The organism is Pseudomonas sp. DR208 (assembly GCF_019823005.1).
GTDB lineage: Bacteria > Pseudomonadota > Gammaproteobacteria > Pseudomonadales > Pseudomonadaceae > Aquipseudomonas > Aquipseudomonas extremorientalis.
On the sequence record NZ_CP081944.1, the window covers coordinates 1,714,780 to 1,741,179 of the forward strand.

General features: G+C 61.2%; 29 protein-coding genes. 11 read left to right on the top strand and 18 right to left on the bottom strand.

Annotated features, from left to right (window positions below; genetic code table 11):
- Positions 1-8 precede the first annotated feature (8 nt).
- The 4 genes from K5K89_RS07520 to K5K89_RS07535 are packed head-to-tail and all read right to left on the bottom strand — an operon-like array spanning position 9 to position 1,680.
- Entirely contained in the window at positions 9-209 is a 201-nt protein-coding gene (locus K5K89_RS07520; protein WP_003189235.1) for an SEC-C metal-binding domain-containing protein, read from the bottom strand.
- A complete protein-coding gene (locus tag K5K89_RS07525) occupies positions 206-688 on the bottom strand; it encodes an LEA type 2 family protein (RefSeq protein ID WP_222541123.1) in 483 nt (160 codons plus the stop codon). The genes K5K89_RS07520 and K5K89_RS07525 overlap by 4 nt, the downstream gene beginning before the upstream one ends.
- 19 nt (positions 689-707) lie before the next feature.
- Positions 708-1,178 carry a YchJ family protein gene (locus K5K89_RS07530; protein ID WP_222541124.1) on the bottom strand — a complete coding sequence of 157 codons (471 nt, stop codon included), beginning with the start codon at positions 1,176-1,178 and terminating at the stop codon, positions 708-710.
- Positions 1,179-1,182: 4 nt separating this feature from the next.
- Complete coding sequence (locus K5K89_RS07535) at positions 1,183-1,680, bottom strand: DUF6231 family protein (RefSeq protein ID WP_071488834.1); 498 nt, start codon at positions 1,678-1,680, stop codon at positions 1,183-1,185.
- A 190-nt stretch (positions 1,681-1,870) separates the two neighbouring features.
- Here K5K89_RS07535 and K5K89_RS07540 point away from each other — a divergent pair, with 190 nt between their 5' ends.
- Positions 1,871-2,566, top strand: coding sequence for an OmpA family protein (locus tag K5K89_RS07540; protein WP_071488835.1), 696 nt, complete (start codon positions 1,871-1,873; stop codon positions 2,564-2,566).
- Between the two features lie 160 nt (positions 2,567-2,726).
- Entirely contained in the window at positions 2,727-3,485 is a 759-nt protein-coding gene (locus K5K89_RS07545; RefSeq protein WP_071489101.1) for a collagen-like triple helix repeat-containing protein, read from the top strand.
- Between the two features lie 101 nt (positions 3,486-3,586).
- On the opposite strand, the gene K5K89_RS07550 is transcribed toward K5K89_RS07545, so the two are convergent.
- On the bottom strand, positions 3,587-4,051 hold the full coding sequence (locus K5K89_RS07550; RefSeq protein WP_071488836.1) for a CopD family protein: 465 nt from the start codon (positions 4,049-4,051) through the stop codon (positions 3,587-3,589).
- Between the two features lie 99 nt (positions 4,052-4,150).
- On the opposite strand from K5K89_RS07550, the gene dinG reads away from it, so the two are divergent.
- From dinG to pdxH, 5 genes are all read left to right on the top strand, one after another.
- Positions 4,151-6,295, top strand: coding sequence for an ATP-dependent DNA helicase DinG (gene dinG / locus K5K89_RS07555; RefSeq protein ID WP_071488837.1), 2,145 nt, complete (start codon positions 4,151-4,153; stop codon positions 6,293-6,295).
- Between the two features lie 89 nt (positions 6,296-6,384).
- The gene (locus tag K5K89_RS07560) at positions 6,385-8,682 is read left to right on the top strand and encodes a beta-galactosidase (protein ID WP_222541125.1); all 2,298 of its coding nucleotides are present in this window, start codon (positions 6,385-6,387) and stop codon (positions 8,680-8,682) included.
- An 82-nt stretch (positions 8,683-8,764) separates the two neighbouring features.
- Positions 8,765-9,910, top strand: coding sequence for a serine hydrolase domain-containing protein (locus K5K89_RS07565; protein WP_093527740.1), 1,146 nt, complete (start codon positions 8,765-8,767; stop codon positions 9,908-9,910).
- 142 nt (positions 9,911-10,052) lie between these two features.
- Complete coding sequence (locus tag K5K89_RS07570) at positions 10,053-11,225, top strand: OmpA family protein (RefSeq protein ID WP_222541126.1); 1,173 nt, start codon at positions 10,053-10,055, stop codon at positions 11,223-11,225.
- 27 nt (positions 11,226-11,252) lie between these two features.
- Entirely contained in the window at positions 11,253-11,900 is a 648-nt protein-coding gene (gene pdxH, locus K5K89_RS07575; RefSeq protein WP_222541127.1) for a pyridoxamine 5'-phosphate oxidase, read from the top strand.
- Between the two features lie 36 nt (positions 11,901-11,936).
- Here pdxH and K5K89_RS07580 read toward each other — a convergent pair whose 3' ends face one another.
- Positions 11,937-12,197, bottom strand: a complete 261-nt coding sequence (locus K5K89_RS07580) for a hypothetical protein (protein WP_071488841.1) — start codon at positions 12,195-12,197, stop codon at positions 11,937-11,939.
- 157 nt (positions 12,198-12,354) lie between these two features.
- Here K5K89_RS07580 and K5K89_RS07585 point away from each other — a divergent pair, with 157 nt between their 5' ends.
- Positions 12,355-12,819: a glycine zipper 2TM domain-containing protein gene (locus K5K89_RS07585; protein WP_003189251.1), complete on the top strand. Its 465-nt coding sequence runs from the start codon at positions 12,355-12,357 to the stop codon at positions 12,817-12,819.
- Positions 12,820-12,891: 72 nt separating this feature from the next.
- Here the strand turns inward: K5K89_RS07585 and nhaA are convergent, their stop codons facing one another.
- Positions 12,892-14,079 (bottom strand): Na+/H+ antiporter NhaA, encoded by a 1,188-nt coding sequence (gene nhaA / locus K5K89_RS07590; RefSeq protein ID WP_222541128.1) that lies wholly within the window; start codon positions 14,077-14,079, stop codon positions 12,892-12,894.
- Between the two features lie 216 nt (positions 14,080-14,295).
- Here nhaA and K5K89_RS07595 point away from each other — a divergent pair, with 216 nt between their 5' ends.
- Positions 14,296-15,390, top strand: a complete 1,095-nt coding sequence (locus tag K5K89_RS07595; RefSeq protein WP_071488843.1) for a PLP-dependent cysteine synthase family protein — start codon at positions 14,296-14,298, stop codon at positions 15,388-15,390.
- A gap of 66 nt (positions 15,391-15,456) precedes the next feature.
- On the opposite strand, the gene K5K89_RS07600 is transcribed toward K5K89_RS07595, so the two are convergent.
- Both K5K89_RS07600 and K5K89_RS07605 read right to left on the bottom strand, forming a co-directional pair.
- The gene (locus tag K5K89_RS07600) at positions 15,457-17,070 is read right to left on the bottom strand and encodes an NAD(P)/FAD-dependent oxidoreductase (RefSeq protein WP_222541129.1); all 1,614 of its coding nucleotides are present in this window, start codon (positions 17,068-17,070) and stop codon (positions 15,457-15,459) included.
- A gap of 106 nt (positions 17,071-17,176) precedes the next feature.
- Positions 17,177-17,848 (bottom strand): COG3650 family protein, encoded by a 672-nt coding sequence (locus K5K89_RS07605; RefSeq protein ID WP_071488845.1) that lies wholly within the window; start codon positions 17,846-17,848, stop codon positions 17,177-17,179.
- 181 nt (positions 17,849-18,029) lie between these two features.
- Here K5K89_RS07605 and K5K89_RS07610 point away from each other — a divergent pair, with 181 nt between their 5' ends.
- Positions 18,030-18,410, top strand: a complete 381-nt coding sequence (locus K5K89_RS07610; RefSeq protein WP_222541130.1) for a hypothetical protein — start codon at positions 18,030-18,032, stop codon at positions 18,408-18,410.
- Here K5K89_RS07610 and K5K89_RS07615 read toward each other — a convergent pair.
- Entirely contained in the window at positions 18,395-18,994 is a 600-nt protein-coding gene (locus K5K89_RS07615; RefSeq protein ID WP_071488846.1) for a short chain dehydrogenase, read from the bottom strand. The two genes, K5K89_RS07610 and K5K89_RS07615, sit on opposite strands and share 16 nt — an antisense overlap.
- 103 nt (positions 18,995-19,097) lie before the next feature.
- Here K5K89_RS07615 and K5K89_RS07620 point away from each other — a divergent pair, with 103 nt between their 5' ends.
- Positions 19,098-20,006 (top strand): LysR family transcriptional regulator, encoded by a 909-nt coding sequence (locus tag K5K89_RS07620; RefSeq protein ID WP_222541131.1) that lies wholly within the window; start codon positions 19,098-19,100, stop codon positions 20,004-20,006.
- On the opposite strand, the gene K5K89_RS07625 is transcribed toward K5K89_RS07620, so the two are convergent.
- The 8 genes from K5K89_RS07625 to livH form a co-directional block, all read right to left on the bottom strand.
- Positions 20,003-20,488 (bottom strand): DoxX family protein, encoded by a 486-nt coding sequence (locus K5K89_RS07625; RefSeq protein WP_071488848.1) that lies wholly within the window; start codon positions 20,486-20,488, stop codon positions 20,003-20,005. The two genes, K5K89_RS07620 and K5K89_RS07625, sit on opposite strands and share 4 nt — an antisense overlap.
- On the bottom strand, positions 20,485-21,261 hold the full coding sequence (locus tag K5K89_RS07630) for a DUF2063 domain-containing protein (RefSeq protein WP_222541132.1): 777 nt from the start codon (positions 21,259-21,261) through the stop codon (positions 20,485-20,487). Before K5K89_RS07630 ends, K5K89_RS07625 begins: the two co-directional genes overlap by 4 nt.
- Entirely contained in the window at positions 21,258-22,136 is an 879-nt protein-coding gene (locus K5K89_RS07635) for a DUF692 domain-containing protein (protein WP_222541133.1), read from the bottom strand. The genes K5K89_RS07630 and K5K89_RS07635 overlap by 4 nt, the downstream gene beginning before the upstream one ends.
- A gap of 23 nt (positions 22,137-22,159) precedes the next feature.
- Complete coding sequence (locus K5K89_RS07640) at positions 22,160-22,456, bottom strand: DUF2282 domain-containing protein (RefSeq protein ID WP_222541134.1); 297 nt, start codon at positions 22,454-22,456, stop codon at positions 22,160-22,162.
- A gap of 162 nt (positions 22,457-22,618) precedes the next feature.
- Positions 22,619-23,320, bottom strand: coding sequence for an ABC transporter ATP-binding protein (locus K5K89_RS07645; protein WP_017844798.1), 702 nt, complete (start codon positions 23,318-23,320; stop codon positions 22,619-22,621).
- A 1-nt stretch (position 23,321) separates the two neighbouring features.
- Entirely contained in the window at positions 23,322-24,089 is a 768-nt protein-coding gene (gene livG, locus K5K89_RS07650; RefSeq protein ID WP_016975067.1) for a high-affinity branched-chain amino acid ABC transporter ATP-binding protein LivG, read from the bottom strand.
- On the bottom strand, positions 24,086-25,339 hold the full coding sequence (locus tag K5K89_RS07655) for a high-affinity branched-chain amino acid ABC transporter permease LivM (protein ID WP_058425230.1): 1,254 nt from the start codon (positions 25,337-25,339) through the stop codon (positions 24,086-24,088). The genes livG and K5K89_RS07655 overlap by 4 nt, the downstream gene beginning before the upstream one ends.
- On the bottom strand, positions 25,336-26,259 hold the full coding sequence (gene livH, locus K5K89_RS07660) for a high-affinity branched-chain amino acid ABC transporter permease LivH (protein WP_071488852.1): 924 nt from the start codon (positions 26,257-26,259) through the stop codon (positions 25,336-25,338). The genes K5K89_RS07655 and livH overlap by 4 nt, the downstream gene beginning before the upstream one ends.
- Between the last annotated feature and the right edge of the window lie 141 nt (positions 26,260-26,400).

Consider the following 26,400-nt stretch of genomic DNA (forward strand, 5'->3'; position numbering starts at 1 on the left):
GCGTGGCTTTACGCCCCGTGGCACTTCTTGAATTTCTTCTCGCTGCCGCACGGGCAAGGATCGTTGCGACCCACGTCCTTCAGGGCATTGCGCACCGGCTCCTGGTGAGCGTGGCCGCAGTTCGGGCCGTGGACATGGCCGTGGTCGTGATCATGGTGATCGTGATCATGGTTGCAGTCAGGACCATGGACATGGGGTTGCTGAGTCATCGATGTCGCTCCGGAATAAAATCGCCGGGGATTATCTCGCCATTGTGATTCACCTGCACGTCATAACCGATGAATAATCCGGTTTTCAGCTCGCCTTCGAGGCGATAGGGCACGGGGCGGTCGGGTTTTTTCAGCATCTGCACCACATCGCGGATCTGCGGCCAGAGGTTGGTGCGCACCGACACCTTGAAAAAGGCATGGCCGCGCGGCGGCACGGTAAGCCATTCGTTGGACTCGCCTTCGGTCAGCACAAAGTCATCCAGCGTCACTTTGTAGATCAGGCCGCGCACGGTCAGGTCGGCGTCGTCGCGATTGTCCACGCGAAAGTACAGCTTGAATTTCTGCTCCAGCAGCTTGGCTCGCACCACTTCGACCTTCACCAGGGAGATGTGGGGGGGCGGCGCGTCGTCCTCGAACCACGACGCGCAGCCGGTCAGGCCAAGGGTTAACGCCAGCATCAAGCTGTAGATTCGGAGCATGGCGTGAGTCCTGTGATGGCTAGAGATAGCTGGAACAACACTTCTTGAATTTTTGCCCGCTGCCGCACAGGCAGGCATCGTTACGTCCGGTCTTCACTTCCACGGTCGGGTCGATGAAGTACCAGCGCCCGTCATTCTGTACGAAAGAAGACTGCTCGCGGTGACTATGTTCGCCGGTGCTGTCATGCCAGCGCGCGGTGAAGGTCACGAACGCGTGTTCCGGCTGGCCGCCGAATACCTCGGAGCTTTCCACTTCAAGGCCGAGCCAGGTGCTCTGGGCGCTCCACGCGGCGATGGCGGCACAGTCCAGGCCGGGCTGTTGCGCGGGCAGCGTGGTGGCAACCAGATAGTCCACCAGGCCCAGTACGTAGGCGCTGTAGCGCGAGCGCATCAACGCGGTCGCGCAGGGCGCGGGGTGCCCGGCGTGATAATGGCCGCAGCAAGCATCCAGCAGGTTGCCACTGCCGCAGGGGCAAATGGATGTACTCATCGGGTTACCACCAATACTTTCCGAAGTTTTCCGGGTTGGCCCAGAAGCGGGCGTTGAGCCAGTCCGGTACCTGTTTATAGTCAAGCAGATCATAGGTAAACAGCGTCAGAACCTGTTCGTCACGCTGGAAACGCTCGCCAGCCTGCAGGGCCAGGGAGAAGAAGTCGGTGTCCTTCCAGTCGCAGGCCCCCAGGTCAACCAGCACCGCAATGCGGCTGGCGTTGAGGTTGCGGATACCGCCCAGCAGGGTCAGGCCTTGCGGTTTTGACAGGTGCTCCAGGCAATCCACCACCAGCGCCAGGTCAAAACGCTGCGCGGCCAGCTCCGCCGGCAGTGGGCCGGGTGGGGCAACAGCAACCTGGGTGCCGGGGTGTGCTGCTTGAAAAGCCTCCAGCGCCGGGAACTGGCTGGCGCCCAACAGCAACAGGCGTTTGGGCTGGTGCAGGTCGAGCAAGGCGGCCAGGGCCTGCTGGGGTGTACGGTCAGAAATACCGGCGGTCATCAGAGATCCTCACATCAGGACCGTAGAGACTAGCGCGGCTGAGCGTGCGGGCCTAGAGCGGGCGGTGGCGAAAAGTCCTACGAGGGCCACGATCCTCAATGAATACGGGCGCGCGGCGTAGTGGCGCAGATGAAAAGAGCCGTCTTTACTCCACTCATCGGCCCCCGCCGATCCCCTCAGGAGAAATCAGATGAGCATCATGCGGACAGCTCTACCCTTGGTTCTGCTAACCGGAGTATTGACAGGTTGCGCAGGTTTGCAAAAAACCGACTGGCCCACCTGCGCCGCCGTTGGCGGTGTGACCGGTGCGGCGATCGGTGCCACTGAAAGCTCGGCCTATGCAGGCTATGGCGCGTTGTTGATCGGCGGTATGGCCGGCGCCTATTGCTGGGTGCATGGCGACGGTGACGAAGATGGCGATGGCGTGCCGGACAGCCGCGACAAGTGCCCGGGCACGCCAAAAGGTGTGCAGGTGGATGCCAATGGTTGCCCGCCCGCACCGCCACCGGCCGTGGTTGAGGAAGTGGTCGTGGTCAAGGAGGAAACCATCGTGATCCGTGACGTGCACTTCCAGTTCGACTCGGCGAAGTTGACGGCGGCGGATACCGCCAAGCTCGACACCGTCGCCACCCGCCTGAAACAGGAAGCCCCAGGCGCCCAGTTGCGGGTCAGTGGCCACACCGACAGCGTCGGCAAAGAGGCCTACAATCAGAAACTCTCGGAAAAACGCGCGCATTCGGTGGTCGAGTACCTGATCAAGTCCGGCGTGCCGCGCAGCAGTTTTGTATCGGTGACCGGTGCAGGCGAGAGCCATCCGGTAGCCGATAACAAAACCGCTGAAGGCCGTGCCTTGAACCGTCGTACGGAAATCCAGATCAACCGCTGACGGCCCTTGCCCCTGTGGGATACACAGGGGCATTGCTGCCAATCCTCCCCCTTTATTAACTTTTTTGATCCTTCACTGGCAAAGCGCCTGCGGAAGTCGTTACTGTGCGTCCAAAGAAAAACTAGAAATATTTTTTGAAAAAATTCAGGGGAGCTCCATGATGCGTAAGGTTTTTCTGTTGGCCCTGTTGGTCAGCCCCGTTGCCCTGGCCCAGAGCGTCAGTGTTGAACCCAACTCGTTGATGCGCCTGCCCAACAGCACCAGCGTGTTGCAATTGGAGCGCCTGGAGGTGGCGGACTATGGCACCTTGCTGATTCCCGCCAACATCAGCCAGGTCTCCGTGGATGAGCTGCACCTGGGCCGCGACGCCCGTATCACCATTGTGCCCGGCAACACCGCTTTGCAATTGCAGGTGCGCCATGCGCAATTGGACCACGGTAGCCAGATCACCTCCCGCGGCGCTCCCGGCACCCACGAAAAACCGGCCAAGGCCGGGCGTGACCTGACCTTGCGTATCAACTCCCTGGCGGCAGAAGAACTCTCGGTGGACGCCCGTGGCGGTGCCGGCGCCCAGGGTTATGCCGGGCTGGATGGCGCCAACGGCGAAGACCCAGGGTGCACCTGGGGCTCGGCCGGTCGCGGTGCCAACGGGGATAACGGCGGTGATGGCTTGCCTGGCGCGTCGGGCGCGCAGGTGCGCGTCGAGTTGCCCCAGGACTTTCCGGCCGAGCATATAAAGGTCTGGGTCGATGGCGGTCCCGGTGGATTGGCTGGCACGGCGGGCAAGCCGGGCAAGGGCGGCCAGTCCAAAGGCTGCCTGGTGTACCGCGCCGATGGCGGTGAGAAAGGCCGTCCAGGCTTGGAAGGGCAGCCGGGGCCGGCTGGGCCTGCGGGGACTGTGACCATCCAGCGGCTTTGAATTGCCTGCTCTGACGCCATCGGGGCAAGCCCCCTCCCACAATTGGACTGCATTCCAACTGTGGGAGGGGGCTTGCCCCCGATAGCGGACTAAAGCCTGCCTCAGAACATCGGCCGAGCCGAAGCAATCGCCACCACCACCAACCCCACAATCAGGTTAATGCCCACCAATCGGCGAATCTGCCCCAGCACCGCCGCACCCGCCGGCCAATCCTCAGCCGCCACTGCCTTGCGCAACTCCGGGAACTTCAGCGCCTGGATGCGGATAAACAGCGCCGTCATCACCAGATACAAGCCCATCATCACCTGCACATAACGCGGTGCCGTCTCAAACCCGTTGAAGCGCAAGTGCAGCAGGCCAATGCCGCTGATCGGCAAAACCGCCACGGCGATCCACACCCATACGAAAAAACGTTGAAACACATTTGCCCATAATTTGAGCCGGGCAGGGCCTTCAAGTGCCGCCACAGCGGCGGGGCGCAGGATCATCCAGGCGAAAAACATACCGCCGACCCATACCAGGGCGGCCAATACATGCAGGGTGTAAGCGAGGCTAAACGCGGTCATTGTGGTACTCCGTTCTGCGCGGGATTCATTAGCGGGGTATGATAGCCGCCGATCCGAACCACTGAAAATTTATCCAGCGTTTTTTGCGCCCGACTATCCATGATCAGCACTGAACTCAAAACCACGATCCAGGGTGCCTATTCGCGTTTTCTCGAAGCCAAGAGCTTGAAACCGCGCTATGGCCAACGCCTGATGATCGCCGAAGTGGCCAAGGTCCTCGGGGATATCGACACCGACGACGAAGGCCGCCGCGAGGGTGAGCCCGCGGTCGTGGCCGTCGAGGCCGGCACCGGTACCGGCAAGACCGTGGCCTACAGCCTGGCCGCGATCCCGACCGCCAAGGCCGCCGGCAAGCGCCTGGTGATCGCCACCGCCACCGTCGCCCTGCAGGAGCAGATCGTCTACAAGGACCTGCCCGACCTGATGCGCAACAGTGGCCTGAGCTTCACCTTCGCCCTGGCCAAGGGCCGTGGCCGCTACATGTGCCTGTCCAAGCTCGACGTGCTGTTGCAGGAAGGTCACGCGCAAACCGCCACCGCCCAGCTGTTCGAAGAAGAAGGCTTCAAGATCGAAGTCGATGAGGCCAGCCAGAAGCTGTTTACCAGCATGATCGAGAAACTGGCCGGCAATAAATGGGACGGTGACCGCGACAGCTGGCCCACCGCCCTGGAGGATTCCGACTGGGCGCGCCTGACCACCGACCACAGCCAGTGCACCAACCGCCATTGCCCCAACTTCGGCCAGTGCGCCTTCTACAAGGCTCGCGAAGGCATGGGCAAGGTCGATGTGATCGTCACCAACCACGACATGGTGCTGGCCGACCTGGCCCTGGGCGGCGGTGCGGTGTTGCCGGACCCGCGCGACACCCTCTATGTGTTTGACGAAGGCCACCACCTGCCCGACAAGGCCATCGGCCATTTCGCCCATTACACGCGCCTGCGCTCCACCGCCGACTGGCTCGAAACCACCGCGAAGAACCTCACCAAACTGCTGGCCCAGCACCCGCTTCCGGGCGACCTGGGCAAGCTGATCGAACAGGTGCCGGAGCTGGCGCGCGAGATCAAGACCCAGCAGCAATTCATGTTCAGTGCCTGCGAGCAGGTGGCCGACTTCAAGCCCGGTGAAGATGTGGAGGGGCGTGAGCGTCCCCGCCATCGTTTTGTCGGTGGGCTGATCCCCGAGCACATGCGCGAAATGGGCATCGAGCTGAAGAAAGGCTTTTCACGCCTGACCGATCTGTTCACCCGTCTTACGGATTTGCTCAAGGAAGGCATGGACGGCGAGGTCAATATCGGCATCGCCAGCAACCAGGCCGAGGAATGGTACCCGCTGTTCGGCAGCCTGCTGTCCCGTTCCCAGGGCAACTGGGAGCTGTGGACCGCCTTCACCGTCGAAGACCCGGAAGACAACCCGCCCATGGCGCGCTGGCTGACCCTGTCGGAAAGCGGTGCGCTGTTCGATATCGAGGTCAACGCCAGCCCGATCCTGGCCGCCGAAATGCTGCGCCGCAACCTGTGGAACGTGGCCTATGGCTGCCTGGTGACCTCCGCCACGCTGACCGCGCTAGGCACCTTCGACCGCTTCCGCATGCGCGCCGGCCTGCCGAAAAAAGCCGTCACCGCCGTGGTGCCGAGCCCGTTCCATCACGCCGATGCGGGCGTGCTGCGGGTGCCGGACCTCAAGGCCGACCCACGGGACGCAGCGGCCCACACCGCCGCGATCATCCGCGACCTGCCGGAGCTGGTCGAAGGCTCGCGCGGAACGCTGGTGCTGTTCTCGTCACGCAAACAGATGCAGGACGTGTTCGACGGTCTCGACCGTGATTGGCGCAAGCAAGTGTTTATCCAGGGCAATCTGTCCAAGCAGGAGACCCTGAACAAACACAAGGCGCGTGTAGACGGCGGCGACTCCAGCGTGCTGTTCGGCCTGGCCAGCTTCGCCGAAGGGGTAGACTTGCCGGGTGCCTATTGCGAACACGTGGTGATTGCCAAGATCCCGTTCTCGGTGCCGGACGATCCGGTCGAGGCGGCTTTGGCCGAGTGGATCGAGGCGCGGGGCGGTAATCCGTTCATGGAGATCTCGGTGCCGGATGCTTCCTTGAAGCTGGTCCAGGCCTGCGGTCGCCTGCTGCGTACCGAAGAGGACCGGGGCACCATCACCTTGCTTGATCGGCGTCTGGTCACCCAGCGCTATGGCAAGGCTATCCTGAATGCCTTGCCGCCTTTCAGGCGCGAAATTTCTTAAGCCACGGTGGGCGGTTTCGCCCACTTCGTGGTCTATCTCACTGTATTTCATCAGGCCATTCATCGGCCGTCTGGGAGAACCTTGTTCGTATGATTCGCACGCTGCCCGCTCTTTTTGCCTTGCTGCTCGCCGCGCCCTTGATGGCTGCCCCTGCGGGGCAACAGACTTTGTTCAACTTCGTCCGGCCTGCCGATGTGGTCAAGGTGGCGACCCAGGACGCCAGCCTGCCGCAATACAACGCCGAACAAACCCCCGAAGGCGAAGTGCTGCGCCGCATCACGTTCAACCCGGCCGCCGAACCGAGCCTGGTGCTGAGCCCGCAGGCCGGCACCTGGGACTGGTCCCGGTCGGGTGCCATGAGCCTGCGCATCCAGAGTGCGATGGACTGGGCGTTGACCCTCTACGTCAAGGTGCAGAGCGCGGATGGCAAGACCCTGGTCAGCCGCATCGACCTGCCCGCCGGCCCGGCTCAGACCTTGCTGGTTCCGCTGCAGGCCAATTCGCCGCTGAGCCAGGGCATGAAGGCCGGCCCACCGATGCCGATCACCGTGGACGGCCAGCGTGTGTTGCTGGCCAGTAGCGCCGGCGAGATCGACCGCAGCCAGGTGGTTTCGGTGACGCTGTCGATGCTCAAACCCAACGCCGCCCAGAGCATCCTGCTGGAGCGCTTTGGCGTGCAGGACAGCGAGCCGGTGCTGAAGGCGGCCTACAGCGAGCTGGTGGATGCCTATGGTCAATCCACCCGTGCGCGGTGGCCGGAAAAAGTCAGCAGCGACGAACAACTCAAAGCCGCTGCCGCCAAGGAGCAACAGCAGCTCCAGGCTTGGCTGGCCACGCGGGATAAATCCGCGCTGGACCAATACGGTGGCTGGAACAAAGGCCCGGCATTCGACGCCAGCGGGTTTTTCCGTACCGAGAAGCGCGACGGGCGCTGGTACCTGGTGACACCGCAAGGGCATCCGTTCTACTCCCTGGGCGTCAACACCGTGGCCCCGGACAACAGCCAGACCTATGTGGCCGGCCGTGAATGGATGTTCGCCGCGCTGCCCAAGGGCGGCGAACCCTTCGACAAGTATTACGGCAGCGGCGACAACCGCACCGGCAATGGCGCGGGGGAAGGCCGTGGCTTCGGTGCCGGGCGTTGGTATGACTTTTACGGCGCCAACTTGCAGCGTACCTATGGCGGTGACGGCTTCGACCAGAAACGTTGGGTCACTCACACCCTCGATCGCTTGCAGGCCTGGGGTTTCAACACTGTCGGCAACTGGAGCGACGAGAGCCTGGCCACTGCCGGCCGGGTTCCCTACACCTTGCCGCTGTCGATCGTCGGCGATTACGCCAGCATCAGCACCGGCACCGACTGGTGGGGCGGCATGCCCGACCCGTTCGACCCGCGCTTCGCCATGGCCACCGAGCGCGCCGTGGCGATTGCCGCCCGTGACCACCGCGATGACCCGTGGTTGATCGGCTTTTTTGCCGACAACGAGTTGGCCTGGGCCGGCCCTGGCGATGATCCGAAATCCCGCTACGCCTTGGCGTACGGCACGTTGCGCATGACCACCGACGTACCGGCCAAGCGCGCGTTCCTCAAGCAACTGCGCGACAAGTACCGCAACGAAGAAGGTTTGTCGAAAGCCTGGGGTATCGAATTGAAGGGCTGGGAGCTGATGGAGGACCCGGGTTTCGAACCGCCGATGCCGAATCCCGAGCACCCGGAAATCGAGGCGGACTTCAAATACTTCCAGAAGACCTTCGCCGATGCCTACTTCAAGACCATTTCCGACTCGCTGAAATGGCACGCGCCCCATCAACTGCTGCTGGGTGGCCGTTATGCGGTCAGCACGCCGGAAGCCGTGGCCTCCTGCGCGCAGTACTGCGATGTATTGAGTTTCAACATGTACACCCTCAAGCCTCAGGACGGCTACGACTTCGCCGCGTTGCGGGCGTTGGACAAGCCGGTGCTGATCACCGAATTCAATTTCGGCTCGGCCGACCGCGGGCCGTTCTGGGGCGGCGTGACACAGTTGGCCAGGGAAGAAGATCGTGGCGCGGCGTATGGCAACTTCCTCAAGCAGGCCATGGCCGAGCCGTCGATTGTCGGCGTGCATTGGTTCCAGTACCTGGACCAGCCGGTGACCGGGCGTCTGCTGGACGGTGAAAACGGTCACTTTGGCCTGGTCGGTATCACCGACGTACCGTTCCAGGGTTTTGTGGAGAGTGTGCGCAAAAGCAACCTGGCGGCGGTCGACCAACTGGGCAAGGAAGCGCAAAAGGCCAAGGCGGCAGGCGCCACGCGTGAAAGCGAAGGTGGCAGGGCCGGGCATGAAGGCAAAGGCCCGGGGCAGGGCGCCGGGCATGCAGGCGGTCACTCCGGGAATGGTCATTGATTGAACGCTGACGGGTTCACAAAACCCACCAGGGCTGGAACAATGTCGGCCACTTTTTTCGATGTTTTCCGAGGGCGCTCAGGTGCAGATCCAGGGTCATTACGAACTCCAGTTCGAAGCGGTACGTGAAGCGTTCGCCGCGTTGTTCGATGACCCGCAGGAGCGTGGTGCCGGGCTCTGCATCCAGGTCGGCGGCGAAACGGTCGTCGATCTGTGGGCCGGCACCGCCGACAAGGACGGCGCCGAGGCCTGGCACAGCGACACCATCGTCAACCTGTTCTCCTGTACCAAGACCTTTACCGCCGTCACGGCCCTGCAATTGGTGGCCGAAGGCAAGTTGCAACTGGATGCGCCGGTCGCAAACGTCTGGCCGGAGTTTGCCGCGGCCGGGAAAGAAACCATCACCCTGCGCCAGTTGTTGTGCCATCAGGCCGGGTTGCCGGCGATCCGCGAGATGCTCCCCACCGAAGCCCTGTACGACTGGCAACTGATGGTCGACACCCTGGCGGCCGAAGCCCCGTGGTGGACGCCGGGCCAGGGCCATGGCTACGAGGCGATCACCTACGGCTGGCTGGTCGGTGAGTTGCTGCGGCGTGCCGATGGGCGCGGGCCGGGAGAGTCCATCGTGGCGCGGGTCGCACGGCCATTGGGCTTGGACTTCCATGTGGGCCTGGCGGACGAAGAGTTTTATCGCGTGGCCCATATAGCGCGCAGCAAAGGCAATATGGGCGATGAAGCCGCGCAACGTTTACTGCAAGTAATGATGCGCGAACCGACGGCGATGACCACGCGTGCATTTGCCAATCCACCGTCTATTCTGACCAGCACTAATAAACCCGAATGGCGCCGTATGCAGCAGCCGGCGGCAAATGGTCACGGCAATGCGCGCAGCCTGGCGGGTTTTTATAGTGGACTGTTGGACGGTAGTTTGCTGGAGGCCGACATGCTCGAACAATTGACTCGCGAGCACAGCATCGGCCCGGATAAAACATTATTGACACAAACCCGTTTCGGCCTGGGCTGCATGTTGGATCAGCCGCAGTTGGCCAATGCCACCTTCGGCCTTGGCCCACGTGCATTCGGGCATCCGGGTGCTGGTGGTTCGGTGGGGTTTGCCGATCCTGAACATGATGTTGCGTTCGGTTTCGTGACTAATACACTCGGACCTTATGTACTTATGGACCCGCGGGCACAGAAGTTGGTCAGAATATTGGCCGGTTGTCTGTAAACCCCTTGCTGTTTCACATTTTTTTGTTACAAAGGCAACTATAAGAAGACGCTGTAGGAAAAGTTGTAACTTTATTCTTCTGCAAGCGTCTGTTTAACGGATCATCTAGGTCCCTGGTTTTTTCTCATTTTGTGGATATCTCATGTTATCGAACAAGTCCTTGGCTCTTGCGCTATGTCTCACTATTACCGGTTGCGCACAAACTCCACAAAATGATGCCGAGGGCGGGCATTGGTGGTCATTTGGATCCGATAAGGCCTCGACCAAGGACGCAGTGACCCAGGCCGACACCAAGCCGGAAGCTAAGCCCGACGCCAAGCCAGACGCCAAGCCGGCTGCAGGCGCCAAGCCTGCCGCACCGGTAGCTGCCGCCGCCGCAGCGCCAGCTTCGGCTCCAGCTCCCGCCGCCAAGGCGGACACCGGTTCCAGCTGGTGGCCGTTTTCCTCCAAGAGCGCCGATGAGAAGGCGGCCGATGCGAAGGCCGACCTGAAAGCCGACCTGAAGGCCGCTGATCCAGCCCCAGCAGTCGCCAAGACCGACACCGAAACCCACTGGTGGTGGCCGTTCGAAAGCAAACCCAAGCCATTGGCCAAGGTCGACGTGACCAACGTGCCGATGCCCGACCCGAAAATCACCCAAGCCTGGCTGGACGACTATGAGCCGCGTCTGCGCGCGGCTATCAAGGACAGCAACCTGCAACTCGAGCGTCGCGACAACGTGCTCGTGGTGATTGCCCCGGTTGATGGTTCCTACAACCCGAAACGCCCGGCCATGCTGCTGCCGGTTACCCTCGGTCCGTTCACCCGGGTTGCCAAGGCCGTTGAAGCCGATCCGAAGACTGCCGTGCTGGTACTGGGTCACGTCGATGCCACCGGCACCGCCCCGGCCAGCCAGGCGCTGACCAAGGAGCGTGCACAGTCCATCGCCTCGATCTTCAGCCTCAGCGGTTTGAAGCAGGACCGCCTGATGCTGCGCGGCATGGGCGACCTGATGCCACGTGCCGCCAACGACAGCAGCCAGGGCCGCGCCTTGAACCGTCGCATGGAAATCATGTTCACCCAGCGCACTACCATGCTGGCGCTGCTGAGCAAGTATCAGTCGGGCAAAACCCCGCCTGTCGCCGAAATGGTGGCGGTGCAGGACGTTCCCGCCCCGGCTCCAGCCGCCAAGGCACCGGCCAAGAAGGCTTCGACCGCCAAGAAAGCGGCTGCCAAGCCAGCGGCCAAGAAAGCCCCGGCCAAGCCAGCGGCGAAAAAAGCGGCACCCGCCAAAGCCAAGGCTGCTGCACCGGCAAACGACCAGGCGAAAAACTGATCCGCTGAACCAGAAGGATAAAGCCGCATGACCCAGGCACTGGCCGATATGCGCCGTGACTACACACGGGATGGCTTGAGCGAGGCCCAGGCCCCGAGCGAGCCGTTTGCCTTGTTCCACCAGTGGTTTGCCGACGCGGTGAAAACCGAGCAGCCACCGGTGGAGGCCAATGCCATGACCTTGGCCACGGTCGACCAGGACGGTCGCCCGCACTGCCGCATCCTGTTGCTCAAGGGCCTGGATGCGCAGGGCTTTACCTTCTTCACCAATTATCAGAGCGCCAAGGGCCAACAGCTTGCGGCGCGGCCGTTTGCAGCCATGACGTTTTTCTGGCCGACCCTGGAGCGCCAAGTGCGCATTGAGGGTCGGGTGGTGAAGGTCACGCCTGAAGAGTCGGATGCTTATTATCAGGTTCGTCCCTTGGGCAGTCGCCTGGGGGCCTGGGCGTCTCCACAAAGCCAGGTCATCCGTGACCGGGAAGAGCTGCAGGACCTGCTCAGGGCTACCGAGCAGCGTTTCAGCGATACCCAGCCTGACTGCCCGGAGCACTGGGGTGGTTATCGCCTGTTACCCGAGCGCATCGAGTTCTGGCAAGGCCGCGCCAGCCGCTTGCATGACCGTCTGAATTATCGCCTGCAAGGGGCCGACTGGACCCGCGAACGCCTGGCACCCTGAGCTGCGCCTTTCGTCACTCCGCTTGAATGATGCCTGTCACCCCGACGTCTCTATTGAAGAGGCTTCGGGCGTGTACTGCTGCGCCGCGTTCTTCAGCCAGTGAGGCAAGTGGGACCGTTTGATCTTCAAGCGGCGAGCCTTCTCCAGCTGTTGCAGCATGAAGGTGCGCTTGTGCAGGTCATTACCCGCCAGCGACAGGGCCAGGTCACGGTCTATCCAACGCCGGATGCGCAGGTACAACCAGGCATGGAAATACAGTCCCGCAAGGGTTGTGACTACAATGATGAAGTAATCCATGAAGATCCCGGTTGAGAGAACAGCGCTACCGTTCGTCTGTTTTTCTGGTGTGGGCAGTCTGTACTAAGGCTGAATGAAAGCAATTTTCTGCGGTGCTTGCCGTGACAGGCGTCAAGCTGCAGCGTTTAATGACCACCTGTCCTTTGGAGTTGATGCTATGCGTAAGTCTGTTTTACTGGTTGCCTGCTTTACCACCCTATCGTTGCTGCTGGGTGGCTGCGCCTCGAGTCTGACCGGCGACTCGTACTCCCGTGACGAGGCGCGTCGTGTCCAGACCGTGCGCATGGGGACCATCGAATCCCTGCGTCCGGTGAAAATCGAAGGCACCAAGACCCCAATCGGCGGCGCTGCCGGCGCCGTTATCGGCGGTGTTGGCGGCAGTGCCATCGGCGGTGGCCGTGGCAGTATCGTGACTGCGGTGATCGGCGCTGTTGCTGGCGGCCTGCTGGGTTCGGCCACCGAAGAAGGCCTGACCCGTACCCAAGGTGTGGAAATCACCGTGCGCGAAGACGACGGCAGCATGCGTGCCTACGTGCAGGCCGTGCAGGAGAATGAAATCTTCCGCATCGGCGACCGCGTACGCATCATGACCGTTGACGGTACCAGCCGCGTTACTCGCTAACCGTCGGTTGTAGAAACACAAAACCCCAACCGGGTGACTGGTTGGGGTTTTTGGTTTTCGAGGCTGTCAAATTCAAACCTGAGGTACGGCCTTTTTACGACTTGCCATTGCCGTCACCGCATACCCGATACACGCCGCCAGTATCGACCCGGTCAAAATCCCCATCCGGTCTTCCCCGGCAAACTCACTGGCCCCCGGTACGAATGCCAGGGAGCCAACAAACAGGCTCATGGTAAAGCCGATACCGCACAGGATCGCCACGCCAAATACCTGGCCCCAGTTCGCGCCGGTGGGCAGGGCGGCCAGGCCGGTCTTGATGGCCAGCCAGGTAAGGCCGAACACACCGATGGTCTTGCCGATCAGCAGGCCCGCTGCGATGCCCATGGGCACATGGTGGGTGAAGCTTTCCAGGCTCACGCCGGTCAAGGACACGCCGGCGTTGGCAAAGGCGAACAGCGGCAGGATGCCGTAGGCCACCCAGGGGTGCAGGGCATGTTCCAGCGTGAGCAGCGGCGAGGGCTCGGCGTTTTTGGTGCGCATGGGGATGCAGAACGCCAATGTCACACCGGCCAGCGTTGCGTGCACACCACTCTTTAGGACGCACACCCACAGGATCAGCCCGACGATCAGGTACGGCCCGAGCTTGATCACGCCCAGGCGGTTCATCGCGATCAACGCAATCAGGCAGGCGCCCGCACCCGCCAGGGCGGCACCGGAGAGATCGGCAGAATAGAACACGGCGATCACGATGATCGCGCCGAGGTCGTCAATGATCGCCAGGGTCATCAGGAACAGTTTCAGCGACACCGGCACGCGTTTGCCCAGCAAGGCCAGTACGCCGAGGGCGAAGGCAATGTCGGTGGCCATGGGAATCGCCCAACCGGAAAGCGCGGCGGGGTAGTCCTTGTTGATCGCCCAGTAGATCAGCGCCGGCACTACCATGCCGCCGATGGCCGCGGCGCCAGGCAGCACCACTTGCGAGGGCTTGGACAGGTGGCCGTCGAGCAACTCGCGCTTGACCTCCAGGCCGATCAGCAGGAAGAACAGAGCCATCAGGCCATCATTGATCCACAGCAGGGCGGGCTTGGCGATTTTCAGCGCGCCGATCTGCGCCACCACCGGCACATCGAGAAACGCGCTGTACAGGTGCGACAACGGTGAATTGTTGATGATCAGCGCCAAGGCCGCAGCCGCGATCAACAACAGACCGCTGGCGGCTTCCAGCTGGAAGAAACGGGTGAAAGTGCTACGCAGAGGCAAGGGATGCTCTCCAATCCAGGTTCAATAGGTGGGTACCCTAACCCGTACCGTTAGTTGTTAAAACAAAAGTTATATTCTTATTTGTTATAAGAGGCTGGCTGGGGTGATGTTGCCGCCAAGCCTAGCAATTGTGTGTCTGATTGAGTCGGTACTGTATCTGTGTGGCGTGTAGGAAACCCCCTAAAATCAGGGCTGACACCTTGAGAGAAACTCTCCATGAGCGACCACCGTCCCTGGGCCCGCGAAGCCATTCGTATCATTGAAGCAGACTTCCAGCGTAGTGCCGATACGCACCTGATTCCCTTGCCGTTACCAGGATTGCCGGGTATCGAGTTGTACTTCAAGGACGAGTCCAGCCATCCCACCGGCAGCCTGAAGCATCGGCTGGCCCGCTCGTTGTTCCTGTACGCATTGTGTAATGGCTGGCTCAAGCCTGGTGCGCCGGTGATCGAAGCATCCAGTGGCTCGACGGCGATTTCCGAAGCCTACTTTGCGCGTCTGCTGGGTTTGCCGTTTATTGCGGTAATGCCAGCCACCACGTCCCAGGAAAAAATCGCACAGATTGCCTTCTACGGCGGCAAGAGCCACCTGGTACAGGATCCCACGCAGATATACGCCGAATCCGAACGCCTGGCGCGGGAAAGCGGTGGTCATTTCATGGACCAGTTCACCTACGCCGAACGTGCCACCGACTGGCGGGCGAACAACAACATTGCCGAGTCGATCTTCCAGCAGATGCGTTTCGAGCAGCATCCGGAGCCGAGCTGGTTGATCTCCAGCCCCGGCACCGGCGGCACCACCGCTACGCTCGGTCGTTATGTGCGTTATCGCCAGCATTGCACCCGCGTTTTGTGTGCCGATGCGCAGCGTTCGGTGTTCTTTGATTTCTACCAGAGTGGTGATGCCAGCTTGCGCCTGGACTGCGGTTCGCGGATTGAAGGCATTGGCCGACCACGGGTCGAGGCATCGTTTTTGCCCAAGGTCATCGATGCGATGGTCAAGGTGCCGGATGCCCTGTCGCTGGCGGCCATGCATTACCTGGCCGACCGGCTGGGGCGGCGGGTCGGAGGTTCCAGCGGGACGAATCTGATTGGCGCACTGGTCGCGGCGCAACAGATGAAAGCGGCAGGGGAGTCCGGCTCGATCGTGGCGATCTTGTGCGACGGGGGGGAGCGGTATGCCACAACCTATTACGACCAGGCCTGGCTGGCGGGGCAGGGCTATGCGTTGGACGGTTTGATTACTGCTGTTGCGGACAGTGTCGAGCGGGGCGAGCCATTGCCGGACAGCATCCTGCGGGCAAACATTTAACCTTGTAGGAGCCCGGCTTGCCGGCGATGGCGATCTTGAAGACGCTATCGCCGGCAGGGCAATGCGTCAGGCTTCCAGGCCCAACATATCCCGCGCCAACGCTTCGGCAATCCGAATCCCATCCACGCCCGCCGATAGAATCCCACCGGCGTAACCAGCGCCTTCACCGGCAGGGAACAGCCCTTTCACGTTCAAGCTCTGCATCGATTCGTTACGGGTGATCCGCAACGGTGATGAGGTGCGCGTCTCGATACCCGTCAACACCGCGTCGTGCAGCGAGTAGCCCTTGATCTGCTTCTCGAACGCCGGCAACGCTTCACGGATCGCTTCGATGGCGAAGTCGGGCAAGGCCAGGGCCAAATCGCCAAGAGACACGCCAGGTTTGTAGGAAGGCTCCACGCTACCAATCGCGGTGGACGGCTTGCCAGCGATGAAATCACCTACCAGTTGTGCGGGAGCCTCGTAGTTGCTGCCACCGAGGACATAGGCGTGGGACTCCAGGCGTTCCTGCAACTCGATACCGGCCAGCGGGCCGCCTGGGTAGTCCAGCTCTGGGGTGATGCCGACCACGATGCCGGAGTTGGCGTTGCGCTCGTTGCGCGAGTACTGGCTCATGCCGTTGGTGACCACGCGGTTCGGCTCGGAAGTCGCCGCCACCACGGTGCCGCCCGGGCACATGCAGAAGCTGTACACCGAGCGGCCGTTCTTGGCGTGGTGCACCAGCTTGTAGTCGGCGGCGCCGAGTTTCGGGTGCCCGGCGTATTTGCCCAGGCGCGCGGCGTCGATCAGCGACTGCGGATGTTCGATACGGAAACCCACCGAGAACGGCTTGGCTTCCATGTACACGCCACGGGAGTGGAGCATGCGGAAGGTGTCACGGGCGCTATGGCCCAAGGCCAGGATCACATGTTTGGACAGGATCTGTTCGCCGCCATCGATGACTACCCCATTCAACTGACCGTCTTCGATCAGCACATCGGTCACCCGCTGCTCGAAGCGCACTTCACCGCCCAGGGCGATGATCTGCTCGCGCATGTTTTCCACCACGCCGGTCAGGCGGAACGTGCCGATGTGCGGTTTACTGACGTAGAGGATTTCTTCCGGCGCACCGGCCTTGACGAACTCGTGCAGCACTTTGCGGCCGTGGAATTTCGGGTCCTTGATCTGGCTGTACAGCTTGCCGTCGGAAAAGGTCCCGGCACCGCCTTCACCGAACTGCACGTTGGACTCGGGGTTGAGCACGCTTTTGCGCCACAGGCCCCAAGTGTCCTTGGTGCGCTGGCGCACTTCCTTGCCACGCTCGAGGATGATCGGCTTGAAGCCCATCTGCGCCAGCAGCAGCCCGGCGAAGATCCCGCACGGGCCAAAGCCGACGACGATCGGGCGTTCGGTCAGGCCTTGCGGTGCCTGGCCTACGACCTTATAGCTGACATCCGGCGCCGGGTTGACGTTGCGGTCATCGGCGAATTTGAGCAGCAGGGCGGCTTCACCCTTTACGTTCAGATCGATGGTGTAGATGAAGCACAGTTCCGACGACTTCTTGCGCGCATCGTAGCTGCGTTTGAACAGGGTGAAATCGAGCAGGTCATCACTGGCGATGCCCAGGCGCTGCACGATGGCAGGCCGCAGGTCTTCTTCGGGATGGTCGATGGGCAGCTTGAGTTCGGTGATTCGTAACATGACGGGATCCGGTAGGCGGCGGGCAGAGAGGCCGGCTGTTTTGCAAACCGGCGATTATAAGCCCCAATGACCGTTTCCCGTCATGTTAAAACAGCATGGCGTCGCGTCAGTCGTCGCGCGAGCCGCCGAACGATGCGCAACCGCGCTGGACCTGGCCATTGACGCGCAACTCGGCGGTCATGTGTTGCAAACTGCCGCTGACCGGGTCGACACAACGCTGCGGCGCCACCCACAATTCCACGTGCTGATTGTTGGCCTCGGTCATCAGGTTAAAGCGACCGTCACCGATTTGCTCTTCCACATAGGGCACCGCCAGTGGTGGCTGGCCTTCGCGTTCCAGCACCAGGCCCTTGGCGGTCACGTTCATCACCCAGGTCGGCTTGTGGCCGTTGGCGCGCAGGATCATGCGCTTGAAGTCCGGGTCGCCGCAGGCCGAGGTCGAGCGCTCGACGCGGTAGAGTTGTTGCAGGTCGACGCTGCCCTCGGTGCCGCTGGCAACCCCGGAGAACTTGCCGCGCAGGTCGGCAAACAACGCGCCTTGCTGGCCGGCCAGTGAGGCCGCTTCCTGCAGGATGCTGGTGCCGCCGGTGTCATTGACCACGTAATTGCGTTTGTCGTTGCACGGCTGGAACAGCAGTTTGCCGCCGACTGCGGTGAGTTCACCTTGCATGCGCGTCAGCCCGGCGAGCGACGGCTTGGCAGGATCACTCTCGAACATCTGGCAGGCAGCGAACAAGGGAAGCAGGGCAAACAGGAACAGGGTAGGGGCGGCACGCATTATCGGGTCTCCAGGCAAGTGCCGCCACGTTACTCAGGCCGGCGCCGCATCACAAGCCCGTGACAGGGTTTGAACCATCGGCCCGGAACGGATGGGAAAAATAGCACTGTCGATTGGACGTTTCCTACACTTGGATTTGGAGAGGTGTGAGAGCGTCGAGCTCTTTTGAGTGGGAGCCGCAATGAATATCAAATGGTGTATCTGCGTGCTCATGCTCTGGGCAAATGCAGCTTTTTCAGACGAGCCCGCCCAGCTTTCCTACTCGTCAGCCACTGATTTCACGCATATTTCGGTGATACTCAAGGGCGCCGGGAACCCTGCGCCGGGTTATGTTGAAGTGAATGTTTCACTGAGCCCAGAGGCGACAGCAAGGACAAAATCCATCACGTTGCTGGCCTACCTAAAGTACGTAACATTTTATGTAGACGGGTATCAGTTAAGTACCGTCAGGGTTCACAGCCAATTGGGCGGGGCGTTCAGATTTATAGCCCCGCGTGCGCTGGTGGTTGAGTGGATGTCTCAGTTATCACCTGAGACAGTTGCCGCTCAACCGACGATGTAAGTCTGCCCGGTCTGCAAACCCTCGACACTCTTCGCGTAGGCCAACGCCACGTCAGCACCTGCCGCGGGTTTGAAACCACGAAAATACGGTGCATAGCTGCCCATGGCTTCCACCAGCACTGTCGGGCTGACAGCATTTACGCGCAGGCCTCGTGGCAGCTCGATGGCGGCCGCTCTGACGAAGGCATCGATGGCGCCATTGACCAACGCAGCCGAGGCGCCGGTGCGGATCGGGTCGCGGTTGAGGATGCCGCTGGTGAAGGTGAACGAGGCACCATCGTTGGCGAACTCACGGCCGATCAGCAGCAGATTGACCTGGCCCATCAGCTTGTCACGCAAGCCCAGCTCGAAATCGCTCTCGCTCATTTCGCCCAATGCCACGAAGTTCACGCTGCCTGCTGCGCAGACCAGGGCGTCGAATTTGCCAGTCTGTTCGAACAGCTTGCGGATCGACGCGCTGTCGCTGATATCCACCTGGAAGTCACCGCTGCTGCGGCCGATGCTGATCACTTCGTGACGCTGAGCCAGTTCCGCCTTGACCGCCGAGCCGACGGTGCCGCTGGCGCCAATCAATAGGATTTTCATGGTGCTGTTCCTCCGGGAGTAAGTGAAGGTTCAGTCTAGAGTGGCTTTTTTGCTGGATAAACGCGCTAATAGGCAACCTTTGGTTTTCTTTTGGAAACAATCCATGAGCGAGATGGATGACTTGGCAGCCTTTGCCGTGCTGATCGAAGCCGGCAGTTTTACCGTCGCCGCCGAGCAACTGGGCTGTAGCAAAGGGCAATTGTCCAAGCGTATCAGCCAGCTGGAAGCGCGGTTCTCTGTGGTGTTGCTGCACCGCACCACGCGCAAGCTCAGCCTGACCGCAGCCGGTGCGGCCTTGTTGCCCCAGGCCCAGGCCCTGGTGGTGCAGGTGGATCGTGCCCGTCAGGCATTGGCCCGGCTCAAGGACGATCTTGCCGGACCAGTGCGCATGACGGTGCCAGTGTCCTTGGGGGAAACCTTTTTTGATGGGCTGCTGCTGGAGTTTTCCAAGCAATACCCGCAGGTGCAAATTGAGCTGGAGCTCAATAACAACTATCGAGACCTGGCGCGAGATGGGTTCGACCTGGGGGTACGCTCAGGTTCCATTGAGAGCGAGCGCCTGGTGGTCAAGCCGTTGCTGGCCTGGCGTGAGATGACCTGCGCTAGCCCGGCTTACCTTGAGCAACACGGCGAACCTGAGACGCCGGCCGACCTGGCCAACCATGCTTGCCTGCTCAACAGCCACTACAGCGGCCGTGAAGAGTGGTTGTACCACCAGCAGCACGAATTACTGCGAGTACGCGTCAGCGGCACCTTTGCCTCCAACCACTACAACCTGCTGAAAAAGGCTGCGCTGGTGGGAGCGGGCATTGCACGGCTGCCGTCCTACGTGTTGCCGACGGAATTGGCGGATGGCCGATTGCGTTGGCTCCTGCGCGATTATCAGACGCGCAGCATGCCGATGTACCTGGCGCATCCCTATCAGGGTGGCTTGCCGCGTCGTACCCAGGTATTGGCCGACTACCTGGTGGATTGGTTCAAGCGCAGCGGCGAGGCGCTGGACCGGCTTTAGGCGTAGCGTCGGGCGATCAGGTGATCGATGGACAGGCGTCCTGGCCCTTTGGCCACCAGCAGCAACAGCAGCGCGATCCAGGTGCCATGGGTTGGGTAGGCGTCCGGGTAGACGAACAGCTGAATCACCAGGGTCATGCCGATCAGGGCCAAGGCCGAAAAGCGCGTGGCGAAGCCTACGAGGATCAGCAACGGGAAAAAATGCTCGGCAAATGCAGCCATATGCGCCGCCATTTCCGGCGACAACAACGGCACGTGGTACTCGCTGCGAAACAGCGGCAATGTCGAGGCTGCCAGTTTCGGTTCGCCGAATTGGAAGGTGCCGCTGATCAAATCAACGGCAAAACCTTCAACTTTGGTTTGCCCGGATTTCCAGAACACGGCGGCAATGGAAAAGCGCGCGACAAAGGCGATCAGGCTGTAGGGGATTTGTTCGAAAAGCGCGATGAGCCTTTTGATCAGGCCTGAGGGGCGAGTGTTCATGGCGATACCTTTTGTTCCAAGTGCAAATGAGTGAGGGTGTTATGGCTGATCAGCAGCGTCAGGCATTGGTGCAGGTCGAATTCGGTGGATGCTTCAAGCGCATGCTCCACGGCTGTTCCCAATGCGTTGCCATGCGCCAGGCTATTGATGAACGCCACTGAGCCAGGGTCTATGGCAAATACCTTGACCTCCAGCCCCTGGCGCAGCACCAGCGCCCCCTGGGGATGCCAGGGGTTCAGGGTGGCCAGGCCGCCCTCGGTCTGGTGTACGGCCCACACTGCCACCACCGCGTAGGGCGAATTGAGCGTGGCCAGCGACGGCTGCAGTTGCAGGCGCAGGGTGCCCAGATCTGCTTGACCCTGCAGCGCCAGGAGCACGGCCTGCTGATCCAGCGCCTGGCAATCGGCGGCGTGATAGGCACGGACGCGCAAGCGCTCCAGCCGGGCGATGTCCGCCAGGTAGGGCACGCTTTGCGCGGGTTCAAAGCCTTGGATGAACTCGGCGAGCGCGCCACCGTACTCGCTCATCACCGGGCTGGTAGGCGGGTGCGCCTGCACATACAGGCTGGCCATGGCGCGGAAAAACGCCTCGCCCACCAATTGCAGTGTGACCGGGTAAGCTGCCGCCAATGCGTTGATCAACGAGCTGTGCACATTGTTGCGATACACCGCGAAACGGCTGGCCGGGTCGGCACCATTGCTGCTGAACAGGCCATCGGGGCAGGCTTGTTCCGGTGCCAGCAAGGCTGCAGCGAAGTCGTCCTGAAGGCTCATAGGCTCACCTGCGCCAGATACCTTTCGGCCTGTTGAGCCTCGGCCAGCAGTACGCTGAATGCCGGCAGTTGGTTGTCACGTTCGATCAGGGTTGGCACCGGGCCGACTTGAGCCAGTACTTTTTCGTACAGCTGCCACACGGCGTTATCGATCGGCGCCCCGTGGTCGTCGATCAGCAAGCGATCACCGAGGCTGTCAGTGTCCTCAGCAAATCCAGCCAGGTGAATCTCACTGACAGCGTGCAACGGCAGGGCGTCGAGGTAGGACTGGGGGTCGCGTTGATGGTTGATGCAGGACACGTAGACGTTGTTCACGTCCAATAACAAGCCACAGCCGGTACGACGGATGATTTCGCTGATGAAGTCCGTCTCGTCGAGGGTGGAGCGTTGGAATTGCAGGTAGGTCGATGGGTTCTCCAGCAGCATCGGCCGCTTGAGGGTGCTCTGTACCTGGTCGATGTGTTCGCACACCCGTTGCAGGGTGGCGCTGTCGTAGGCCAGGGGCAGCAGGTCATTGAGGAACACCGGGCCGTGGCTCGACCAGGCCAGGTGTTCGGAAAAAGAGTGGGGTTGATAGCGTTCGATCAGCGTGCTCAATCGCGCCAGGTGCGCCCGATCCAGCCGGCCTTCGCCGCCGATGGACAGGCCCACGCCGTGCAATGACAGCGGGTACTGTTCGCGGATCAACCCCAGGTAATGATGAAACGGGCCGCCGGCCACCATGTAGTTTTCGGCGTGCACTTCAAAAAAACCGATATCGGGTGAGGTCTCGAGCACTTCAATGAAGTGCTCATGCTTGAGCCCCAGTCCTGCCCGGCCGGGAAGGCCGGGCGCCTGAGCCTGGGAGACGGCTGGCAGGGATGAAAGAGTCATCATCAGTACTCAGGTTTCGCGAGGGATCAGGATTTAGCGGTGAAGGCAGCTTCCTGGCCGAAACCGGTCGGCGAGGTGGAGCTTGGGGTTTTGAGGCAGGTGCCGGCAGGAACCAGTTTCCAGGCGTTGGCCTGGTCTTTGACTTTCGAGGTACCGGCGCAGGAAGTGCCGGCGCCCGCGGCGCAATCGTTCTTGCCAGCTTCAGCGACGCCGTAGCATTTCTGCATGTCGTCGGCAGCGTGGGCGGTGTTGGTCAGGGCGGACAGGCTCAGGGTGGAACCGAGGGCCAGGACAAGGGTAGCGGCGGACAGTTTGGTCGTCATGATGTATCTCCAGCAGTGGGTTGAGTTGGCGGGCTAGAGTGCCTGCTTGTACCACTAGAGACGGCAGGGTGGAATCCGTTACAAGTCGACCAAAAATAATTTCAGGCGACGCAAAAAAAGTAGGAGGGAACAAGCCCCTCCCACATTTCAGCGTCGGTTCGCTTAGCCGCCGAGGTACGCCTCACGTACTTTAGGATCCGTCAGCAACTGCTCGCCCGTCCCCTGCATCACCACCCGGCCGTTTTCCAGCACATAGGCGCGGTCAGCAATCTTCAAGGCCTGGTTGGCGTTCTGCTCCACCAGGAACACCGTCACACCGTCCTTGCGCAGTTGTTCGATGATGTCGAAGATCTGCTGGATGATGATCGGCGCCAGGCCCAGGGAAGGTTCGTCCAGCAGCAACAGCTTGGGCTTGCTCATCAGCGCCCGGCCGATGGCGAGCATTTGCTGCTCGCCGCCGGACATGGTGCCGCCGCGCTGGCTGAAGCGTTCCTTGAGCCGAGGGAACAGGTGCAGCACCTTGTCCATCTGCTCCTGGTAGTCGCCCTTGTCGGTGAAGAAGCCGCCCATGGCGAGGTTTTCTTCGACCGTCAGGCGCGAGAACACGCGGCGGCCTTCCGGCACTACCGCAATGCTTTTGCGCATGATGTGGGACGACTGCTGCCCCACCAGCTCTTCACCCATGTAGCGGATGCTGCCGCTATGGGCCTGGGGCGATCCGCACAAGGTCATCAGCAAGGTCGACTTGCCGGCGCCGTTGGCACCGATCAGCGTGACGATCTCACCTTGGCGTACTTCCACGTTGACGCTGTGCAGGGCCTGGATCTTGCCGTAGAAAGTGGAAACGTTTTCGAATTGCAGCATTTTACGCTTCCCCCAAATAGGCTTTGATCACTTCAGGATTGTCGCGGATCTGCTCCGGTGTCCCGTCGGCCAAAGGCGTGCCCTGGTTGATCACCACGATGTGGTCGGAAATGCTCATGACCAGCTTCATGTCGTGTTCGATCAACAACACCGTGGCGTTGTTCTCTTCACGCAACACGCTGATCAGCGCCTTGAGGTCTTCGGTTTCCTTGGGGTTCAGGCCGGCGGCCGGTTCGTCGAGCATCAGGATCCGCGGACGGGTCATCATGCAGCGGGCGATTTCCAGGCGACGTTGCTGACCGTAGGCCAGGGTGCCAGCAGGGCGGTTGGCAAACTCGGTGAGGTTGACCTTGTCCAGCCAGTACTCGGCGTATTCCATGGCCTCGCGCTCGCTCTTGCGGAACGCCGGGGTCTTGAACAGTCCCGCAAAGAAGTTGGTGTTCAGGTGACGGTGCTGGGCGATCAACAGGTTCTCGACCGCCGTCATGTCCTTGAACAAGCGCACGTTCTGGAAGGTCCGCACCACGCCCTTGCGGGCGATCTCGTGACCGGCCAGGCCCTGGATCGGCTGACCGTCCAGCAGGATGCTGCCACCGCTTGGCTTGTAGAAGCCGGTGAGGCAGTTGAACACCGTGGTCTTGCCGGCCCCGTTGGGGCCAATGAGCGCGACTACTTGTTTCTCTTTCACGGTCAGGGCCACGCCGTTGACCGCCAGCAAGCCGCCGAAGCGCATGCTCAAGTTTTCAACTTTCAGGATCTCGCGACTCATTTGCGCAGCTCCATGTGTGGGCGTTGCATCGGGAGCAAACCTTGAGGACGCCAGATCATCATCAGCACCATCATGGCACCGAACATCAACATGCGGTATTCGCTGAACTCACGCATCATTTCCGGTAGCAGGATCATCACGATCGCCGCGAGGATCACGCCCAGTTGCGAGCCCATGCCCCCCAGTACCACGATGGCGAGGATGATCGCCGACTCGATAAAGGTGAACGACTCCGGGGTCACCAGGCCTTGGCGCGCGGCGAAGAAGCTGCCAGCGAAACCGGCGAACGCAGCGCCCAGGGTAAAGGCGGAGAGCTTGATGATGGTCGGGTTCAGGCCCAAGGCGCGGCAGGCGATCTCATCTTCGCGCAGCGCTTCCCATGCACGGCCGATGGGCATGCGTAGCAGGCGGTTGATCACGAACAGGGCGGCCAGTGCCAGCAGCAGCGCCACCAGGTACAGGAACACCACTTTGCTCACCGGGTTGTAGTCGATCCCGAAGTACTCGTGGAACGTCTGCATGCCTTCAGCGGCGGAACGGTCGAACGACAGCCCGAAGAACGTTGGCTTGGGGATGCTGCTGATGCCGTTGGGGCCACCGGTGATATCGGTGAGGTTACGCAGGAACAGGCGGATGATTTCACCGAAGCCCAGGGTCACGATCGCCAGGTAGTCACCGCGCAGGCGCAGCACCGGAAAGCCCAGCAGGAAGCCGAACGTCGCCGCCGCCATGCCAGCCAGTGGCAGGCAGATCCAGAAGCTCCAGCCCAGGTAATGCGAGAGCAGCGCATAGGTGTAGGCACCCACGGCATAGAAGCCCACGTAACCCAGGTCGAGCAGGCCGGCCAGGCCCACCACGATGTTCAGGCCCAGGCCCAGCAACACGTAGATAAGGATCAGGGTGGCGATATCGACCGCACCGCGCGAGCCGAAGAACGGCCAGATCAACGCGGCGATGATCAGGGCAATGATGATGTAGCGTTGGGTGCGCGGCAGGGTCAGGAATTGGCTGACCTTGGGCGATACCAACGGACCACGGTTGCTCTTGAGCAAGGCATTGAACTGATCGCTGAACAACACGCGCAGGAACATCAGCACCGAACACAGGGCGATGACGGTCAGGGTGACGGGCCCTGTGCCATGCACTTCAAGGTTGATGCCGACAATGCTCAGCTTGAGGCCGAGTACCGGGAAGGCCACGGCCCATACCAGCAAGGCGCTGAAAAACGCCGATTTAAGATATCTGCTCATACTTTCTCAACCTCCGGACGGCCCAGGATGCCGGTCGGACGGAACAACAGCACCAGAACCAACAGGCCGAACGCCACGACGTCCTTGTATTGGTCACCGAAGATATCGGCACCAAAGGCTTCAGCCACACCCAGCACCAGGCCACCGAGCATCGCGCCCGGGATACTGCCGATGCCGCCCAATACCGCCGCGGTGAAAGCCTTGAGGCCTACCAGGAAACCGGCGTTGGGGTTGATCACGCCGTACTGCATGCTCAGCAGCACCGCCGCGACGGCGGCGAGGGCAGCACCGATCACGAAGGTCAGGGCAATGATGTTGTTGGTGTTGATGCCCAACAGGTTGGCCATCTTGATGTCTTCGGCGCAGGCCCGGCAGGCACGCCCCAGACGGGAGCGGGAGATGAACAGGGTCAGGCCCAGCATCGCCACCAGGGTGACGACGAAGACCAGGACCTGCATGTACGAAACCAGCACTTCTTGTGCGCCACCCGGGCCGAAGGAGAAGCTCCCTGGAATCAGGTTGGGAATGGACTTGTCCTTGGAGTCCTGGGACAGCAGTACAGTGTTCTGCAGGAAAATCGACATGCCGATGGCGGAAATCAGCGGGATCAAACGGTTGCTGCCACGCAAGGGACGGTAGGCAACGCGCTCGATACTGTAGCCATAGGCACTGGTCACGACGATCGATGCAAGGAACGCAGCGGTCATCAACAGCGGCAGGGAGTGGATACCCAGCATGGCCAGCCCGGCAAGGGCGATGAAGGCCACGTAGGAGCCAATCATGTACACCTCGCCATGGGCGAAGTTAATCATTCCAATGATGCCGTAAACCATTGTGTAGCCAATGGCTATCAAGGCATAGGTGCTGCCAACGGTCATGCCGTTAACCAGCGTTTGGAAAAAATGATAGATCTCAGGCATTACAGCGCTCCTAAAAACCCGATACGCATTTCACTGGTGGAGTCATGTTCCGGCCCCGTGCTGTGTTCTGTGAGCACATTTGCACAAAGCGTTTGCCAGCGAACCGCTGGTGACGGTTTTAAGATTTTCAGGTGAGCCAGC